This window comes from Micromonospora globbae (assembly GCF_036184225.1).
Taxonomy (GTDB): Bacteria; Actinomycetota; Actinomycetes; order Mycobacteriales; family Micromonosporaceae; genus Micromonospora; species Micromonospora globbae.
Genome location: NZ_CP108084.1, coordinates 1695604 through 1712969 on the forward strand (window position 1 = coordinate 1695604; position 17366 = coordinate 1712969).

Genomic DNA, 17366 nt, shown 5'->3' on the forward strand with positions numbered 1-17366 from the left:
GCCCGCGCGGCGCAGGCCGGTGCCGGGCAGGCCCCGTTTTGGCCCGTTTCGACCCGTGTACGCGGGGGTAGGAGGGCGGGTCCGAAGACTCGGGAGAGAACAGAGCATGACACAGGTGATGGCACCGGCCGACCGCGCCGTGGCCGGCGGCGGAGCGGGGGCTGGGCGCCGGTGAACCTCGACACCGACCAGCCGGCGGTCGCGACCGTCGGCGTCCTGGAGACCGCCGCGCTGTTGCGCGAGCTGACCGCCGGCCTGATCGCCGCGACCGATTTCGACGAGGCGCTGGCCGCGCTGGTCCGGATCACCCGGGACGCCGTGGCCGGGGTGAGCTGGTGCGGTTTCACCGCCCTGCGCGCCGGGGAGCCGGCCGCTGCCGCCGCCTCCGATCCGCGCCTCGCCGGGCTGGACGACCTGCGGCACGGCCCGGACACGCCGGCCATGGACGCGATCCGCCGGCGGGAGATGGTGCTGTCGGAGAACCTGCGCCACGAGCGGCGCTGGTCGGACTGGACGCCCCGCGCCGTCGACCTCGGCGTCCGCGGGGTGATCTCCGCCCCGCTCGACGTCGACGACCACGTGCTGGGCGCCGTCAACCTGTACGCGGGCGCCGCCGACGCGCTCACACCTCAGCACCAGCTCACGGCCATGCTGCTCGCCGAACACGCCGGCCTGCTGCTGGCGGCCGTCCGCGACCGCGCCCGCCAACTGGAGGCGGCCGGCGAGCGGGACGCCTCCCTGCTCGACGGCGGGGTCGTCGGCCAGGCCATCGGGGTGATCATGACGCAGCGCGGCTGCCCGGCCGAGGAGGCGTTGGAGGTGCTCCGCACCGCCGCCTCGTCGCTCGACATCCCGCTGCGCGAGGTGGCCGAACGCCTGGTCCGCACCGTTTCCCGACCCCGGGACAACTGACGGCCGTCCCCTCCGCGTCGTTTCGGCCCGTTCGCACCCGGGTAGCACCCTGGGCTCAGGGGCGAGGCGACCAGAGGAGGGGACGATGCAGAGCCGACTGCGGGTGCAGGGGCACCCCATCCAACCGATGCTGGTGACGTTCCCGTACGGGCTCTTCGTCAGCGCCGGGATCTTCGACCTCACCGACGTGATCGGCGGGCCCGCGTTCCTCGGCGAGGTCGGCTACTGGACGGCGGTCGCCGCGCTCGTGAGCGCCGCGCTGACCGCCGTGGCCGGGATGGTCGACCTGTGGGACGTGCCGGGTGACCGCACCCGCGCGACGGCGATCGCCTTCAACCTCGTGAACCTGGCGACGGCCGGGCTCTTCCTGCTGGCCTGCCTCATCCGGGCCGACTCCCCGCAGCGGGGCGCCTCGGTCGCGCTGCTCGCCGTCGAGGTGCTGGCCCTCGCCGTGGGCGGGGTCGGCGTACGGCTCGGCGCGCGTCTGGTGCGCCGGTTCGACGCGGGCCGGGCCGCGGAGACCACGAGCCTCGACGCGCTCGACGGCGTGGCCGGCTCGACCGTCGAGATCGTCACCCCGACCCGGTCCCTGCGCGGCCGCTGACAAACGGGTTGCCGCCGGCCGGCGCCGGCCGGCACCCTCGCCCGGTGGACACCGATCCGGACTTCGCGCGACTGATCGTGGAGGGCGCCGCGGCGCCGGTCGAGGGCTGGGCGTTCGACTGGCTGGCCGGTCGCGCCACCGAGGAGCGTCCCCCGTGGGGGTACGCCCGCATGGTCGCCGAGCGGATGGCGACCGCCGACGCGGCCCTGGACGTGGACACCGGCGGCGGCGAGGTGCTCGCCGAGGTGCCCCGGCCGCCGCGGCTGCTGGTGGCCACGGAGGGCTGGCCGCCGAACGTGCCGGTCGCCCGCCGGGCGCTGCGCCCGCTGGGCGCCACCGTCGTGGCCGTCACCCCGGACGCCCCGCTGCCGTTCCGCGACGCGAGCTTCGATCTCGTGGTGAGCCGGCACCCGGTCCGCACCGACTGGCCGGAGACGGCCCGGGTGCTCCGCCCCGGCGGCACGTTCCTGTCCCAGCAGATCGGTCCCGGCACCGTGCGGGAGCTGAGCGAGGCCATCCTCGGACCGCTGCCTCCGCCCGCGCAGCGGCATCCACGGCAGGCGGTGGCGGCGGCCCGGGCGGCCGGACTCACCGTGGTGGACCTGCGGGAGGCGACGCTGCGGACGGTCTTCAACGACATCGCGGCGGTGGTCTGGTTCCTGCGCAAGGTCGTCTGGACCGTGCCCGGCTTCACGGTCGACCGGTACCGCCCCCAGCTGTACGCCCTGCACCGCCGCATCCTGGCCGAGGGCCCGTTCGTGGCCCACGCCCGCCGGTTCCTCGTCGAGGCTCACCGCCCCGCCCGCTCCGGCCGATCATGAGGTTGGCGGGGCCGGGCGCCCGCCGAGTGGTCAGCGGGGTGCGGCGGCGGTGTGGTGGGCGGCGAGGACGTCCTGGCCGAAGTCGCTGTCGGGGCGGCGCAGCACGGTGTGCGCGTGGTTGCCGTCGTCGGTGGTGTTGTCGTACTCGATCAGCAGGTCGTCACCCTGCACCCGGTAGTAGTGCCGCTGGCCCGGCCGGACCGGGCCGGCCCAGGCGACGTGCAGCTCGCGGCCGTCCAGCCGGCGCGCCTCGCGGATCGCGAGCTCCGGCGGGAGCCGGTCCAGGTAGACGGCGACGAGCTGGTCGAGCAGCGCCCGGGCGGTCGGGCCGAGCCGGTCGGCCGGGACGCCGAGCGGCTCCACCGGCCCGCGCACCCGGGGGCGGGTGGCGCTCACGATGTCCCCGGGCGCCTCGTCGGCGATGATCGCCCGGGCCCGGGCGGCCGGGCCCATCGAGTCGAGCAGCGCGCGGGCCAGGTCCTCCTCGACGCCGAGCGGCCGGGAGACCGGGTGCCCGGCGTGCCGGACCGTGGCCGGGTTCGCGCCGAAGAAGATCGGGGCGGGGGAGACCTGGTCGTCCACCACCGTCATGCTGACCGACAGGTGGTGGCCCTCCAGCCGCCAGGCCCAGCGGTCGTCCCGCACGGGGTCACCGAAGACGGCCACCCAGTAGTCGCCGCTGTGCCGGCCGCCCCGCCACCCCTCGGCGCGGTCCAGCACCTCCTCCAGCGCGACGATCGCCATGGCCTGCGCGTACGCGGCGGGGCTCAGCGCGGTGGCCAGCAGCCGGTGCGCGGCCTTGCGGGCGGGGCGGCCCAGGTCGTCCAGGCAGACGCCGGGCCGGGGACGCGGCCGGTACTCCAGCCACTGCCGGGCGTCGGTGTCGTCGAAGCGGTACACCGCACGGGCCCGCGCCGGCTCGTCGAGCGCCGCCAGGAGGTCGCCGGCGGCGGCGCGCATCTGTTCGGGCAGCGGGTCGTCCACCGCCTCTGTATACCGGGCCGGGCCGCGGCCCGCCCGCGATGTCGGCGGGAAGGCCGGGACCCCGCCGGGGCGCAGTGACCGCGGGGCGGCGGGAAGCGGGCGCCCTGGTACGGTCTGGCGCGCGTGGGGGAGGGCGATGGACGACGCGATCTACGTGGGTAACGCGGGTGTCGACGGCGCGACCAACGGTGGATGGCTGCTGGGGCACTTCATGCCGCCGGGCGAGGTCCGGCACAGCACCGACGTCGAGATCAAGTGGGGTGTGCACCCGCCGGGGGAGACCCGGGCCCGGTGGGCGACCGGGGAGCGGCGCACGGCGTTGCTGGTGCTGGTGAGCGGGCGGTTCCGGGTGGAGTTGCCGGACCGCACGGTGGTGCTCGGCGCCCCCGGCGACTACGTGGTGTGGGGCCCCGGCGTCGACCACTCCTGGTACGCCGAGCGGGAGTCGGTGGTCCTCACGGTCCGCTGGCCGTCGGTGCCGGGCTACCGGGTGGAGCCGCCCGTCATCCGGTGAGCCGGCCGCGCCGCGGAAGGGTCCGCGCGCGTGAGCGGTGGCCGGGGTCCGCGAGCGGGAACGCCCGCCCGAGCGCGACGACCCGGAATCCCAGTATCCGATATCCCCACTAAACCGATAGGGTTTATGGGCTATGGTGGACGGTGTCGCCGACCCGTGAGGACAGCCCGATGACCCACCGCACCACCGATCTGCTCGCCGTGGCCGCCCGGTGGGCGGCGGACCCGGGCGGGTGGCCGGAGCCGCTGCGCTTCGATCCCGTCACCCGCTGGTACGCCCGACTCGCCGCCGACGCCGACCACGAGGTGTGGGCGCTCAGCTGGCTGCCGGGGCAGGGCACGGACCTGCACGACCACGGTGGCTCGGCGGGGGCGTTCCTCGTCGTCGCCGGAGTCCTCACCGAGGAGACGGTCAGCGGCGGCCGGCTGCGCCCCCACCGGCTGCCCGCCGGCGCCGGCCGGCGCTTCGGCGTCCGCCACGTGCACCTCGTCGCCAACCGGGGCGACGCCCCGGCGGTCAGCGTGCACGTCTACCGTCCGGCGCTGCGCCGGATGACCCGCTACGACCTCACCGGCGGCCGGCTGCGGGTCGCCGAGGTGGCCGAGGCCGGGGTGGCGTGGTGACGACCGCGCCGCGCCGTCCGCTCCCGCCCACCCGGCCCGGCCGGTCCCGCTGTCGACACCGGAAGGACACGACCATGAGCCAGCTCCAGGCCACCGGTGCGCCGGCCTCGCCGCCGCCCGGCTCCCGCGGCATCGACGAGATCCTGGCCGCCGCCCGGGCCCGGCTCGACCGGCTCGACCCCGAACGGGCGCACGTCGCCTGCCGGACGGGGGCGCTGCTGGTCGACATCCGCCCGGCCGCCCAGCGGGCCGCGCACGGCACCGTCCCGGGGGCGCTCGCCGTCGAACGCAACGTCCTCGAGTGGCGCTTCGACCCCCGCTGTCCCGCCCGGCTGCCCCAGGCGGTCGGCTACGACCTGCCCGTCGTGGTCATCTGCCAGGAGGGCTACACCTCCTCGCTGGCCGCCGCCGCCCTGAAGGACCTCGGGCTGTGGCGGGCCACCGACGTCGTCGGCGGATTCGCCGCCTGGCGGATCGCCGGCCTGCCGGTACTCGGCCCCACCCCGCTGCCGCCGTCCCCGTTCCCGCCCCCGGTCACCGCCGCCCGGGCACGTCGCTGACCGCCGCGCTCCACCGGGCGCGGCGGGCGTACGCCGCAACAGGAGGCACCATGTCCGTCGTCGCCGTCCCGCCCCGACCCCGCCCACCGGCCCGCGCCGACCGCCCCGGGCCGCGCCGCGCCACCGCGACCCTCACCCTCACCGTCGACCTCCCGCCGGGCCCGCTCACGCCTCGGCTGGCCCGGCTGCTCGACCTGATCGGTGAACTCGCCGAGTCCGGCGAGGGCAGGCTGCGCGCCGCCGGCGCCGCGCCGGCCGTACCCGGCCCGCCGTCGCCCGTACCGGCGCCGGGCCCCGCGGCGTCCGGCCCGCTCCCACCCGGCCCGGCCGCCGCCGGACCCGAGGAGGTCCGCATCCTGGCCGGCCCGCGGGTGGTGCGCCACGGCGGGCGTACGGTGACGCTGACCCGCATCGAGTACGACCTGCTGCTCTTCCTGGCCGAACGCCCCCGTCGGGTCTTCACGCGGCGGCAACTGCTCAGCAGCGTCTGGGGATACGACCACGCCGTGGCCCGCACGGTCGACGTGCACGTCCGCCGGCTGCGGGCCAAGTTCGGCCCCGGCGCCCCGCTCGTGACCACCGTGCACGGCGTCGGCTACCGGCTCGCCGACGACGCGCGGATCACCGTGGAGCGGGACGGGTGACGGCCCCGGATCCACATGGGAGCGCGCCCGGTCGAGGTGAACGATCCTCACCGGACGCGGCCCGCGCCGGACGGCGTGGAATGTGAACCGGGCGGGGACCCCCCGTATCGGGTCATCTCGGCGGCTCTGCTGTAATCATCAGGCCTCGTACGCAGAGCGAGCATTCGGCTCCGATGTGTTCGTCAATTGTCACATTCATGCAACGCAGCCGCCTCTTGACCCTCGCACGGGTGCCGGGAAGCATCGATGAAGCGGCGTCCCGGGCCGTGGGGATATACCCGGACCAGCCAAGGAGGACCATGTCGGTCAGCCCCGCCTCGTCGCGCGCCGGATGGCATACGTCCCAACCCGCGGTTCCCGGTCGGCCCCCCGGCGGCCAGCGCCGCCCGGCGAGCACGCCCGCACCGGTGCTCACCGTCACGCTCTCCATCCCGCTGGCGTGCGAGGAGTCGCTGACGCCGCCCGCGCGCCGGTTGCTGGAGGCCGCCCGGGAGCTGATCGAACGCGGCGAGGGCACCGTGACCGGGGTCCCCGCGACCGTCGAGCGTCGGGTCGACGTGCCGGCGAACCGGGCCGCCTCCCGATCGGTCGCCCCCACGATCCCCACCCTGCACATCCTCGCCTCGTCCCGCTCGGTGCTGCGCGACGGCGAGCCGCTGCCGCTGACCCGCCTCGAGTTCGACCTGCTGCTGCACCTGGTCGCCCACCCCCGCCGGGTCTTCACCCGGCTGCAACTGCTCAACGCCGTCTGGGGCTACGAGCACGCCGGCGTACGCACCGTCGACGTGCACGTACGCCGTCTGCGCGGCAAGGTCGGCGTGGACGTGCCGCTGGTCACGACGGTGTACGGGGTGGGCTACCGCCTCGCCGACGACGCGCGGGTCACCGTCGACCGCAACGGCTGACCCCGCCGCCGGCCCGGCAGGATGGTCGGGTGCGCATCCGTCCCATCTCGCCCGAGCGGCTCGTCGCGGAACTCACCGACCACCTGGCGGAGCGGGCCGCCGGCACCGGCACCGGGCGGCTCCGGGTCGGCGTCGACGGCCCGGACGCCGCGGCCCCCGACGAGCTGGCGGCGGCCCTGGTCGACCCGTTGCGCGCCCGGGGCCGTCCGGTGCTGCACGTGCGGGCCGGCGACTTCCTGCGCCCCGCCTCCGTCCGCCTCGAACGGGGGCGCACCAACCCGGACGCGTACTACGAGGGCTGGGTGGACGAGTCCGGCCTGCGCCGGGAGGTGCTCGACCCGGCCGGTCCGGGCGGCTCGGGCCGGATGCTGCCCTCGCTCTGGGACGCCGACGCCGACCGGGCGAGCCGCGCGGCGTACGTGCGACTGCCGCCCGGCGGGGTCGTGCTCGTCAGCGGGGCGCTGCTGCTCGGCGGAGGGCTGCCCTTCGACGTCACCGTCCACCTGGCTCTCTCCCCGGCCGCGCTGCGCCGGCGCACCGCACCGGAGCGGCGGCGGACCCTGCCGGCGTTCGACCGGTACGCCGCGGAGGTCGCCCCCGACTCCTTCGCCGACGTCGTCGTGCGGGTCGACGACCCCCGCCACCCGGCCCTCGTCGAGCCCGCGGAGCCCGCCTGAGCGCGCCGACGGCAAGCCCGGCGGGCGGCGCACGGCACCAGCGCGGGCGGGCGGGCGAGGCGCCGGCGGGCGTGGCGCGCTCGCTCCGGCGCAGGGGTGACGGAACCGCACCGGCGTCCGGAAAATCCCCGGTTTGATCGACTGGCGGGGTGGGTATTCGCCCGGCTCACAGAGCACGGGTGACCGCTCGTGCACCGGACGCGACGACCGGGGCCACCGCGCACCGGGCCCCGGTTGACCAGAGGCCAGGAAAGGCAGGCAGTCATGCTCGTCCACGACACGGTAGGAACGGGCCGTACCCAGGCGGAGATCGACCAGATCCGGCAGTCCCTCCAGGCGCGCTACGACGAGCTGTCCGCGGAGTACGAGCAGGCGGTGCTGCAGAGCCAGGTGCTGCGGCTGGTCGAGGTCGGCGACACCGCCGGCGACGACCAGGCCGACAGCGGCACCAAGACCGCCGAGCGGGACACCGCCCAGTCCCTGCTGCGGACGATCCTCGACCGCCGCGCCCAGTACGAGCACGCCCTCACCCGCCTCGAAGAGGGCACCTACGGCTTCTGCGAGGGCTGCTCGGCGCCGATCCCCGTCGAGCGGCTGGAGATCTTCCCCTCCGCCACCACCTGCGTCACCTGCAAGCAGACCCGGGAGCGGCGGGCGGCCTGACGAGCCAGCGGTTGCCGGTCGGTCCGGAGCGCGGTGGACTCCACCCATGGGTGACATCAAGGTGGGCACCGCGTCCTGGACCGACCGGACGCTGTTGGACTCCGGCTGGTACCCGCAGACCGCGGACACCCCGGAGAAGCGGCTGGCGTACTACGCCCGGCAGTTCCCGCTGGTCGAGGTGGACGCCACCTACTACTCACCGCCGGCCGAGCGGACGGCGCGGCTGTGGGCCGAGCGCACCCCGGCCGGCTTCACGTTCAACGTCAAGGCGTTCAGCCTGCTCACCGGGCACCCCACCCGGGTGAGCGCCCTCTACAAGGACCTGCGGCCGCAGACCGACAAGCGCAACGTCTATCCCGACGACCTCGCGCCGCAGGCGTACGAGGAGGTGTGGACGCGCTTCCTCACGGCACTCGACCCGCTCGTCGAGGCGGGCAAGCTCGGCGCGCTGCTGTTCCAGTTCCCGCCGTGGTTCACCATCCGGCGCGACAACAAGCAGTACCTGCTGGAGGTCGCGAAGCGCTGCGCGCCGCTGCGGCCGGTGATCGAGTTCCGGCACGCCTCCTGGTTCGACGGGGACAACCGGGACGAGACGCTGGAGTTCCTGCGCAAGCACCACCTGCCGTACGTCTGCGTGGACATGCCGCAGGGGCACCGCTCGTCCGTCCCGCCCGTCCTGGCCGCCACGGCGGACCTCGCCGTGGTGCGCTTCCACGGGCACAGCGAGAAGTGGACCAGCACCGACATCCACGAGAAGTTCGGCTACCGCTACTCCGACCGGGAACTGCGCGACTGGGCGCCGAAACTGCGCGAGCTGGCCGACTCGGCGCGGGAGACGCACGTGCTCATGAACAACTGCTACCGCGACTACGCGCAGACCAACGCCGCCACCCTCGCCGGGCTGCTCGGCGCCGACTGACCGGGCTCACCCCGGGCGGGTGACGCCACCTCACCCACCCGAGCGGCACCGTGGAGGGTGCGTGCGGTTGGTCCACCGACCGGCGCACCACGAGGAGGTGACCGGGAATGACGGCTCGGGTGGTGACGGATCCCCGGCGCGGGGCCGTCCTGCACGTGGTCGGCGCGTCCGGCGACGCCCGGCAGGCCCCGCGGGCCGGCCGGCGCAGCCCCGTCCGGGCGCGTCCCGGACCGGCGGGTCCGCCGCGACGCGACGACGACCGACGCTGGGTAACCGACGAACGGGGGTGGGAAGATGGCTGAGCAGTTGGTGTCGGCGTTCGAGTCCTCGATGGACAAGACGAACCTGATCCTGAAGGACATCGAGAACGCCTACGGCTGGCCCAAGGAACAGCGCAACCAGTCCTACGCGGCGCTGCGCACGGTGCTGCACCTGCTGCGCGACCGGCTGCCGGTGCAGGAGAGCGCCGAGTTCGCCCAGCAGCTGCCGGTGCTGGTGCGCGGCATCTACTACGACGGGTGGAACCCGTCCGACGTGCCGATCAAGCTGAACCGGGACGACTTCCTCTACGAGGTCCGGCAGGGCTTCCCGTACGACGTGGAGGGCGGCCCGGAGCGGGTCGTGCAGGTGGTGCTCGACACCCTGCGCCGGCACGTCACCCAGGGCGAGTGGGAGGACGTCAAGGACACCATGCCCCGGGACCTGGCCCGGATGATGCCGTGAGGTGACGCCGGCCTGCCCCGCCTCCGGGGCGGGCCGGCGTCACCCGGCGGGGACGCGGCTCACCGGCAGCCCGGCCCGCCGGGCCAGGCGGGCGAAGGCGACGGCGTCGACGATCGCCGCCCCGCCCGGATCGTTGTTGAAGTAGACGTACGCCGGCGCATCGCCGAACGCCTCGGCGAGCCGGCGCACCCAGGAGGCGAGCGCCGCGCGGCCGTACCGCGGATGCGGGTGCGCACGCCCCTCGTGCAGCCGCAGGTAGCCGAAGTCGGTGGTGCGCCACAGCGGCGTGACCGGCCGGCCCCGGCGGTCCGCCCAGACCAGCGCCGCCCGGTGCCGCTCCAGCACCGCCCGGGTGGCGGCCGTCCACCACGACGGGTGGCGCGGCTCGACGGCCACCCGCACGTCCGGCGGGAACAGCCGCAGGGTGCCGTCGAGCGCCGCGGTGTCGGCGCCGAGGGTCGGCGGCAGTTGCAGCAGGACCGGCCCGAGCCGGTCGCCGAGCGCGGTGGCCCGGCCGAGGAAGCGGGCGACCGGTTCGGCGGGCTCCGCGAGCCGCCGGATGTGGGTCAGGTAGCGGCTCATCTTCACCGCCACGCAGAAGTCGTCCGGCGTACGGGCCCGCCAGGCGGCGAACGTGTCCCGCTCCGGCAGCCGGTAGAAGGCGTTGTTGACCTCCACGGTGGCGAACCGCTCCGCGTAGTGCTCCAGCCAGAGCCGCTGCGGCAGCCCGGGCGGGTAGAACCGGTCGCGCCAGTCGCGGTACTGCCATCCCGAGGTGCCGACCAGGATCATCGCCGGCTACCAGAGGTCGAAGCGGAACACCTCGAACGCGACGCCGTAGCGGACGCCCAGCCGGGTGCCGGTCGGCCGCGCGAGCCCCTCCAGGAACTCCTCGGCGTCGAAGCCGCCGTCGCCCAGCCCGGCCAGGTACGCCTCGTGCGCCCGCAGCGAGGCCACCCCCCGGTCGAACGTGTCGGTCACGTCGACACCGTGCCCGGCGAGGGGCGAGGCCGCGGCCCACACCTGCCGGACCCCGGCCCACCGCTCGATGCCGTCGGTGAGCTGCTCCGGGAACACCCACCGGTTGCCGGCGTCGCGCACGGCGTCCAGCACCGCCCGCCCCGTGGCGATGTGGTCCGCCTGGTTCAGGGCGTACGCGCCGTCCCACGTCTCCCGGAAGTTCGTCGTGATGACGATCTCGGGCCGGTGCCGCCGCACCACCTCGGCGATCGCGCGTCGCAGTGGCACGCCGTACTCCAGGACGCCGTCGGGCAGCCCGAGGAACTCGACGGTGTCGACCCCGACGAGCGCCGCCGAGTCCCGCTGCTCCTGCTCCCGGATCTGCCGGGCGCGCTCGGGCGGGATCCCGTCGATGCCCGCCTCCCCGCTGGTGACGAGGCAGTAGGCGATCCGCTTGCCCTGGCCGGTCCAGCGCGCGATGGCCGCGGCCGCGCCGAACTCCAGGTCGTCGGGGTGGGCCACGACCGCCAGCGCGCGCTGCCAGTCCTCTGTCACCGGTTCGAGCGGAAGCATGGTGGGCTCGGTCATCGACACCTCCTGCGCGTCCGCCCCATCCTGCCACCGCCGTCCGCGGCGTGCCGCCCGCCGTCCGCGCGGCCGGTGCCGGCGGGTCGGACCGTCGGTGCGGCCGCGCTGGCCGAACCGCCCGTGCGCGCCCTACCGGCCGTCTACGGTGTGGTTAGAGGAGACCGAGGGTGGGGTAGCACCCGCTGCACGACGAACCCCGGCGTAGGCGGGGCGGCATGAGGGAGCAGCGATGGCACTCAGCGACGACGACATGACGACCAGCGGCGCCGGTGGCGGCGAGGGTCCCGCCGACGGGGGCGCGACGCCGGGCAAGCGCGACGGCGGCGCGGACGGCAGCGCCGACGAGGGTGTCGAGCGCGGTCTCGACCGGGGGGCCGACGAGGGCGCGGAGGGCCCGGCGGACGGCGGCGCCACTCCCGGCAAGCAGGACGGCGGCGCCGACGGCGCGGCCGAGGGCCCGGCGGACGGCGGCACCACCCCGGGCAAGCAGGACGGCGGCGCCGACGGCCCGGCCAACTGACCGATCGCCATGACGGACATCGACCCGCCGGGCGGCAACGGCCGCCCGGCGGTGCCGTCGCAGGGCGCGGCGGACGCCCTCGCCCGCTGCGTGGCCGTGGAGCCCGCGAAGTTCGCCGCCGCGCACTGGGGCCGGACCCCGCTGCTGTCCCGGGCGGACGAACTGCCGAACCGGGCCGGCTTCACCGACCTGTTCAGCCCCGACGACGCCGACGAGCTGCTCAGCCGGCGCGGCCTGCGTACGCCGTTCCTGCGGATCGCCAAGGACGGCGAGCTGGTGCCGCCGGCCCGCTGGACCGGCGGGGGCGGCGCCGGCGCCGAGATCGGCGACCAGGTCCTCGACGAGCGGGTGCTGGAGCAGTACGCCGCCGGCGCGACCCTCGTGCTGCAGGGCCTGCACCGCACCTGGCCGCCGCTCATCGACCTCGCCCGCGACCTGGGTCTCGCGCTGGGCCAGCCGTTGCAGGTCAACGCCTACCTCACGCCGGCCGGCAACCAGGGGTTCGCCACCCACTACGACACCCACGACGTCTTCGTGCTCCAGGTCGACGGCCGCAAGCACTGGCGGATCCACCCGCCGGTGCTGCCCGACCCGCTGGAACGGCAGCCGTGGGGCGGCCGGGCCGACGAGGTCGCCGCGACCGCGGCCGGACCGGCCACGCTCGACGTCGTCCTCGCCCCGGGCGACGCGCTCTACCTGCCGCGCGGCTGGCTGCACAGCGCGCAGGCGCAGGAGTACAGCTCGCTGCACCTGACCGTGGGCGTGCGCGCCCTCACCCGGTACGCGCTCGTCGAGGAGCTGCTGGCGCTGGCCGCCGAGGACGGCCGGTTGCGGACGAGCCTGCCGCTGGGCATCGACGTGGCCGACCCGGACGCCGTCGAGCCGGAACTCACCGAGACGGTGGAGGCGCTGCGGGACTGGCTGCTGCGCGTCGACCCCGCGGCGGTGGCCGGGCGGCTGCGGAGGCGGGCCTGGCCCGCGGCCCGGCCGGCGCCGATCCGCCCGCTCGCTCAGGCCGCCGTGCTCGCCACACTGGATGCCGACACGCGGGTCGCGGTGCGGCCCGGGCTGCGGTGGCAGCTCGAACCCGAGGGCGACGACCGGGTCGCGCTGCGGCTGTTCGACCGCACCATCACGCTGCCCGCCCAGTGCGCGCCCGCCGTCCGGGCGCTGCTCACCGGCGCGGTCGGCCGGGTCGATGACCTGCCGGGCCTCGACGACGACGCCGACCGGGTGACGCTGGCCCGCCGGCTGCTGCGGGAGGCCGTGCTGGTCCCCGCCTGACGCCGCCGCCCACCGGCCGGCGACCCAGCGGCACGACGCTGGTCACCGGCTGGCGACCAGCAGCACGACGGTGGTCACCAGCCCGGCGGCCAGCACCACCATCATCGGGCGGGGGCCGAGGACGGCGTGCCGCCGGTCGGCGAGCACCTTCGCCGGTACCAGGCCGACCAGCGGGCCGAACAGCGTCACCACGAGGGCGAGCACCGGCATCCCGACCGCGAGGTCGCCGCCGTAGCCGACGCCGGCGGCCCGGGCGGCCGCCCCGAGGGCGTACGCGAACACGGCGCCGGCCACCCCGCAGAGGGCGAGCAGCGGGTTCGTCGAACCGGGCAGCTCGCCCGGCTTGCGGGTCCGGTCGAGCAGCTCGCGGACCCGGTCGAGCAGCAGGACCGGGTCGGCGTCGACACCGGACGTGGGCGCCGGGGGTTCGGCGAGCCGCCGACCGGCGGCGCCGAGCCGCTCCCGCAACTGCTGCCACAGGTGCGCCACCTCCGCGTCCACCCGCTCCTGGAGCTCCCGCGCCTCGGCCAGGTCCCGCTCGGCCCGCCGGACCCGCTCCTCGGCCTCGGCCACGGCCCGGTCGGCCGCCGCGCACTGCCGCTCGTGCCAGGCCCGCGCCTCCTCCCGCTGGGCGTGCACCCGTTCGCTCACGTCGGCCAGCCGCCGCACCTGCGCGGCGTACGTCTCACTGGGCACCGGTTGGTTCATCGCGACGGTCCGTAGGGGATGATGACCTGGCCGGTGCGGTGCACCGCCCGGTCGAAGAAGAGCCCGCGCCACGGGCGGGGATACCAGTCGGGGCCCCCGGTGCCCGGGTGGAGCGAGCCCAGCTCGCCGCCGTGCGTGTCGAGCGCCACCCACGCCCCGATCTGGTCGGTGCGCGCCGCCGGCCCGCCCAGGTCGGCGCGCATCCGGGCCACACCGCGCCACCAGGCCAGCACGTGCGTACGCCGCTCCGGCCCGTCGTGCAGGATGCGGCGCAGCCGCTCCAACCCCGTACGCCCGCCGGCGCGGGCGGCCAGCGCGCCGGAGGCCGCGTCCACGGCGAACAGCAGCAGGTAGTGCGGGTCCGCCGCGGCCGCCAGCCCGTCGGCGGTCTCGGCCATCAGCTCGGGCACCGTCTCCTCGTCGTACCAGGCGGCGTCGTCGGCCAGGTCCTCGTAGAGGGCCCGGGCGACCGGGTCGGCGTCCGGGTCGAGGCAGGCGATGGAGAAGCGGGCGGTCCCGGGCCGGTGCTGCCGGGCCAGCGAGCGGGCCGCGGCGTCGAGCACGGCGCACGCCTCGTCGACCCGCGTCCCCAGCACCGCGAGATTGCGGCCCGGCGCCCGCGGCAGCCGCAGGGCCGCCGAGCGGGCCTGCACGTCGATGATCTCGCCGAGGAGCGCGACCGGCCCGCGGGCGGTGCCCTCGTCGGGCCGCAGCGCCCGGAAGTCCGGGGCGTCGGCCAGCCGGGGGATCGCGTCGCCGTCGAAGAGCCGGGCGGGCGCGGCGTCCTGCGGGCGCATCCGCCACAACCGGTGCTGCAGGCCGCTCCAGGTCTCCCAGTCGCTGGCCGACGGGATGCGGGCCACCTCGTTGCCCTCCGGCAGCCCCGACTCGGCGTTGACCACCGCGTGCCAGCGGGGCAGCGACTGTGCGGCGTCGTTGCGCTCGGCGAGGATCCGCAGCGCCTTCGGCAGGGCGATCCGCAGCGTGAACTGGGCGACCAGGGCCGGGCGCCCCCACAGCGCCTCGATGCCCCGCACGTCCTGCGAGGCCAGCACGAGGTGGATGCCCTGCGAGCGGCCCCGGCGGGCCAGGTCCTCCAGGAGGTCGGCGGCCTCGCGGGCGACCACGTCCCGGCCGGCGAGCAGCATCTGGAACTCGTCGACGACCGCCACGATGCGCGGCCACCGCCCGGTCGGGTCCACCGCCCGCAGCTCGGCGAGCTTGGTGACCTCGTGCTTCTTGGCGGCGTCGGCCCGCCGGCGCAGCTCCTCGGCGAGGAAGCGCAGCAGGGCCAGCCCGAACTCCCGGTCGGTGTTGACGTTGATCCCCACCAGGCGCATGTGCGGCAGCCAGCTCGGGTCGCGCCGGCCCTGCGCGAACCGGGCGAAGGACACGCCCTCCTTGAAGTCCAGCAGGTAGAACTCCAGCTCGGCGGGGGAGTAGCGCGCGGCGAGCGACCCGATCCACGCGAAGATCAGGTTGGTCTTGCCGGTGCCGGACGGGCCGCCGATCAGCGCGTGCGGCGGGTAGTCGCCGAGCGTCAGCAGCACCTGCCGGCCGTGCGCTCCCTCGCCGATCGGCGCGGTGAGGCCGGTGGCCGAGTCCTCCCGCCACATCCGCTCCGGCGGCGGCAGCAGGTCGGTGAACGGGGCCGGCGGCGGGCCGGCGTTGACCCGGGCCGCCACGTCCCGGCAGGTCCGCGTCACGAGCGCCGCCGGTGGCGGCGGGTCGAGCCGGACCGGCACGCCGGCGACGCGTACGCCGTCGGGGTCGGCCACCACGCGGGTGACCGTCGGGTCGTCGGGCAGCCGCACGCCCCGCGCCACGAGGTGCACCCCGCAGGCCGCGCCGGTACGGACGATCCGGTCGAGCTGGCCGCGTTCGTGCCGGGACAGCTCGTCGCCGCCGAGCAGCACCGCCACCCGCCACGGCTCGGGCCGCCGGCCCGTGTCGGCGGCCAGGTCCCGCAGCGAGCCGTGCTCACCGGCGAGGACGGTCTCGTTGATCCGGCGGATCTGCTCGACCAGGTCGTCGAGGAGCCGGCCCAGCCCGCCGGGGCCGACGAAGGTGAGCAGCCCCGCGGTGCCGAGCGGGGCGAACCCGGCCAGCCCGCCGCCGAGGTGCTCCGGGTCGTACCCGACCAGCCGGACCCCGCCCGGCTCGGCCCGCCCGAGGGACCGCAGCAGCAGCGCGGAGACCACGGCGTCGCAGCCGTCCCGGTCGCTTCCCGCCAGCTCGACGTGCCCGGCGTCGAGCAGCGGTACGAGCGCCGGCACCGGCTCGGCGCCCGCGATGGCGAGGGCGCCGACCCGCAGCGGGCCGGGAGCCTCGCCCCGCCCGGCGGGCGTGGCCTCCCACCGCGGCCACTCCTCGGAGGCCGCGCCGGGCGCCTCCCGCCGGGCGGCGTCCACGGCCCGCCGGGCCAGTTCGGCGATGCGGGCCGCGTGCCGGTCGTCGATCTCGGCGAGCCGGCGGTCCCGCTCCGCGCCCACGCGCGCCGGCACCTCCGCCGCGGCGCGGCGGACCCGGGCGAGGCGTTCCCGTCCGGCGGTCAGGTCGGCCTGGGCGGCGAAGAGCCGGGTACGGGCCGCGCCGAGCGCGTCGGCGAGCGTGTCCCGGACGCGGCTGACCAGCTGCGTACGCCGGTCAGCCATCGCCACCCCGGCGGGAGACGCGGTGCGGCGCGCCGGTCCACGGGCCGGGGCGCGGAACGCCCGCCGGTGGGCCGCCCGTGGCCGCCCGGGCCGGATCTGGCGCCGCCGGGCGGCCGGCGGCCGCCGTGGAGTCGCGGGGCCCGGTGGTGCCGGCCCGGCCCGCGCGGGCCGCCGGCGAGCCGTCCCCGGGACGGCCCGCGCCCGGCCGGTCGCCGCCGGCCCGATCCGCGCCCGCCCCGCCCGTGCCGCCGGCCGCCGGCCCGAGGTCGGGCGGCAGGTCCCGGCCGAGGCGGGCGAGGAGCACGCCGGTCAGCACGCCGCCCGCGACGGCCGAGTCGGCCGCGTGGGGCGGCTCGCCGGAACGCCGGGGCGGGGGCATCCGGCACACCCGGGTCAGCAGCGTCTCCAGCACCGGCGCCGGCAGCCCGGGCAGCAGGTCGCGCACGGGACCGCCCAGCGCCCCGCGGAGACGGTCGAGGTCCTCGGCGCGCGGCGGGTGCCGGAGCAGGTCGGTGGCGAGGTCGCGCAGCAGGGGCGGCGCGAGCGCGGCCAGCCCCAGACCGACGTCGGCGTGCGCCCGGCGCAGCTCGGTACGCAGCCGGTCCCGGTCGCCCGCGCGGACGCCGCGCACCACCCGCCGCAGCAGCTCCGTGGAGTCGCTGATCCGCTCGTCCGGCTCGTCGGCGCCCTCCGGTCCCCCGGTCAGCTCCGCCACCCGCACCGACCACCAGCGCCGCATCCGCACCTGCTCGGCCGGCTCGGCCGGTACGACGACCGGGGCTGCCTCGCGGGGCGCGTCGTGCCGGGGCTCGGGGCGGGGCGCACGGGCCGGCGGCTCACCGCCCACGCCGAGGCCGATGGCGGCGAGGTACGCCGCCAACTGCTCCTGGGCGAGCCGCAGCGCGTACCCGGCGGTCTCGGCGTGTTCGGTGGCGGCGGACAGCTCCGGCACCCCCATCGGGTTGGCCGACTCCTGCCGCACCCACCTCAGCCGCTCGCTGGCCAGGCCGAACTTCTCCAGCGCCTGGCTGACGAGGCCGAGCGGCAGCTCCTCGGCGGCGGCGCGCACCTGCGCACCGATGTCCTCGACGATGGACACGGGT

General features: G+C 76.6%; 20 protein-coding genes. 14 read left to right on the forward strand and 6 right to left on the reverse strand.

Features of this window, described 5'->3' with window-relative positions; translation table 11 throughout:
* Positions 1-171 precede the first annotated feature (171 nt).
* The 3 genes from OG994_RS07485 (at position 172) to OG994_RS07495 (ending at position 2337) form a co-directional block, all read left to right on the forward strand.
* Complete coding sequence (locus OG994_RS07485; RefSeq protein ID WP_328852636.1) at positions 172-912, forward strand: GAF and ANTAR domain-containing protein; 741 nt, start codon at positions 172-174, stop codon at positions 910-912.
* Positions 913-997: 85 nt separating this feature from the next.
* Entirely contained in the window at positions 998-1516 is a 519-nt protein-coding gene (locus tag OG994_RS07490; RefSeq protein ID WP_120326954.1) for a DUF2231 domain-containing protein, read from the forward strand.
* 44 nt (positions 1517-1560) lie between these two features.
* On the forward strand, positions 1561-2337 hold the full coding sequence (locus OG994_RS07495; RefSeq protein WP_328852637.1) for a class I SAM-dependent methyltransferase: 777 nt from the start codon (positions 1561-1563) through the stop codon (positions 2335-2337).
* A gap of 30 nt (positions 2338-2367) precedes the next feature.
* Here OG994_RS07495 and OG994_RS07500 read toward each other — a convergent pair whose 3' ends face one another.
* Positions 2368-3321 (reverse strand): DUF3500 domain-containing protein, encoded by a 954-nt coding sequence (locus OG994_RS07500; protein WP_328852638.1) that lies wholly within the window; start codon positions 3319-3321, stop codon positions 2368-2370.
* 136 nt (positions 3322-3457) lie between these two features.
* Between OG994_RS07500 and OG994_RS07505 the strand changes: the two genes are divergently transcribed.
* From OG994_RS07505 to OG994_RS07545, 9 genes are all read left to right on the forward strand, one after another.
* Entirely contained in the window at positions 3458-3835 is a 378-nt protein-coding gene (locus OG994_RS07505; protein ID WP_120326957.1) for a cupin domain-containing protein, read from the forward strand.
* A gap of 170 nt (positions 3836-4005) precedes the next feature.
* The gene (locus tag OG994_RS07510; protein ID WP_328852639.1) at positions 4006-4458 is read left to right on the forward strand and encodes a cysteine dioxygenase; all 453 of its coding nucleotides are present in this window, start codon (positions 4006-4008) and stop codon (positions 4456-4458) included.
* Between the two features lie 74 nt (positions 4459-4532).
* Entirely contained in the window at positions 4533-5018 is a 486-nt protein-coding gene (locus tag OG994_RS07515) for a rhodanese-like domain-containing protein (protein ID WP_120326959.1), read from the forward strand.
* A gap of 50 nt (positions 5019-5068) precedes the next feature.
* A complete protein-coding gene (locus tag OG994_RS07520; protein WP_120326960.1) occupies positions 5069-5662 on the forward strand; it encodes a winged helix-turn-helix domain-containing protein in 594 nt (197 codons plus the stop codon).
* 299 nt (positions 5663-5961) lie between these two features.
* A complete protein-coding gene (locus tag OG994_RS07525; RefSeq protein WP_120326961.1) occupies positions 5962-6567 on the forward strand; it encodes a winged helix-turn-helix domain-containing protein in 606 nt (201 codons plus the stop codon).
* Positions 6568-6596: 29 nt separating this feature from the next.
* On the forward strand, positions 6597-7244 hold the full coding sequence (locus OG994_RS07530; protein WP_328852640.1) for a nucleoside/nucleotide kinase family protein: 648 nt from the start codon (positions 6597-6599) through the stop codon (positions 7242-7244).
* 264 nt (positions 7245-7508) lie between these two features.
* Positions 7509-7907: a TraR/DksA family transcriptional regulator gene (locus OG994_RS07535; RefSeq protein ID WP_120326963.1), complete on the forward strand. Its 399-nt coding sequence runs from the start codon at positions 7509-7511 to the stop codon at positions 7905-7907.
* Between the two features lie 46 nt (positions 7908-7953).
* On the forward strand, positions 7954-8826 hold the full coding sequence (locus OG994_RS07540; protein WP_120326964.1) for a DUF72 domain-containing protein: 873 nt from the start codon (positions 7954-7956) through the stop codon (positions 8824-8826).
* Positions 8827-9120: 294 nt separating this feature from the next.
* The gene (locus OG994_RS07545; RefSeq protein WP_120326966.1) at positions 9121-9549 is read left to right on the forward strand and encodes a DUF2267 domain-containing protein; all 429 of its coding nucleotides are present in this window, start codon (positions 9121-9123) and stop codon (positions 9547-9549) included.
* A gap of 39 nt (positions 9550-9588) precedes the next feature.
* On the opposite strand, the gene OG994_RS07550 is transcribed toward OG994_RS07545, so the two are convergent.
* Complete coding sequence (locus OG994_RS07550; protein ID WP_328852641.1) at positions 9589-10341, reverse strand: DUF72 domain-containing protein; 753 nt, start codon at positions 10339-10341, stop codon at positions 9589-9591.
* 6 nt (positions 10342-10347) lie between these two features.
* Positions 10348-11097: a PIG-L deacetylase family protein gene (locus OG994_RS07555; RefSeq protein WP_328852642.1), complete on the reverse strand. Its 750-nt coding sequence runs from the start codon at positions 11095-11097 to the stop codon at positions 10348-10350.
* A gap of 229 nt (positions 11098-11326) precedes the next feature.
* Between OG994_RS07555 and OG994_RS07560 the strand changes: the two genes are divergently transcribed.
* Both OG994_RS07560 and OG994_RS07565 read left to right on the forward strand, forming a co-directional pair.
* Entirely contained in the window at positions 11327-11617 is a 291-nt protein-coding gene (locus tag OG994_RS07560) for a hypothetical protein (protein ID WP_120326969.1), read from the forward strand.
* Positions 11618-11626: 9 nt separating this feature from the next.
* A complete protein-coding gene (locus OG994_RS07565) occupies positions 11627-12901 on the forward strand; it encodes a cupin domain-containing protein (protein ID WP_328852643.1) in 1275 nt (424 codons plus the stop codon).
* 42 nt (positions 12902-12943) lie between these two features.
* Here the strand turns inward: OG994_RS07565 and OG994_RS07570 are convergent, their stop codons facing one another.
* From OG994_RS07570 to OG994_RS07580, 3 genes are read right to left on the reverse strand one after another with little or no spacing between them, the layout of a single operon-like run.
* Complete coding sequence (locus tag OG994_RS07570) at positions 12944-13609, reverse strand: hypothetical protein (RefSeq protein WP_328852644.1); 666 nt, start codon at positions 13607-13609, stop codon at positions 12944-12946.
* Positions 13606-16263, reverse strand: coding sequence for an FtsK/SpoIIIE domain-containing protein (locus tag OG994_RS07575; RefSeq protein WP_328852645.1), 2658 nt, complete (start codon positions 16261-16263; stop codon positions 13606-13608). The genes OG994_RS07570 and OG994_RS07575 overlap by 4 nt, the downstream gene beginning before the upstream one ends.
* Positions 16256-17362, reverse strand: a complete 1107-nt coding sequence (locus OG994_RS07580; protein WP_328852646.1) for a hypothetical protein — start codon at positions 17360-17362, stop codon at positions 16256-16258. Before OG994_RS07580 ends, OG994_RS07575 begins: the two co-directional genes overlap by 8 nt.
* Positions 17363-17366 lie beyond the last annotated feature (4 nt).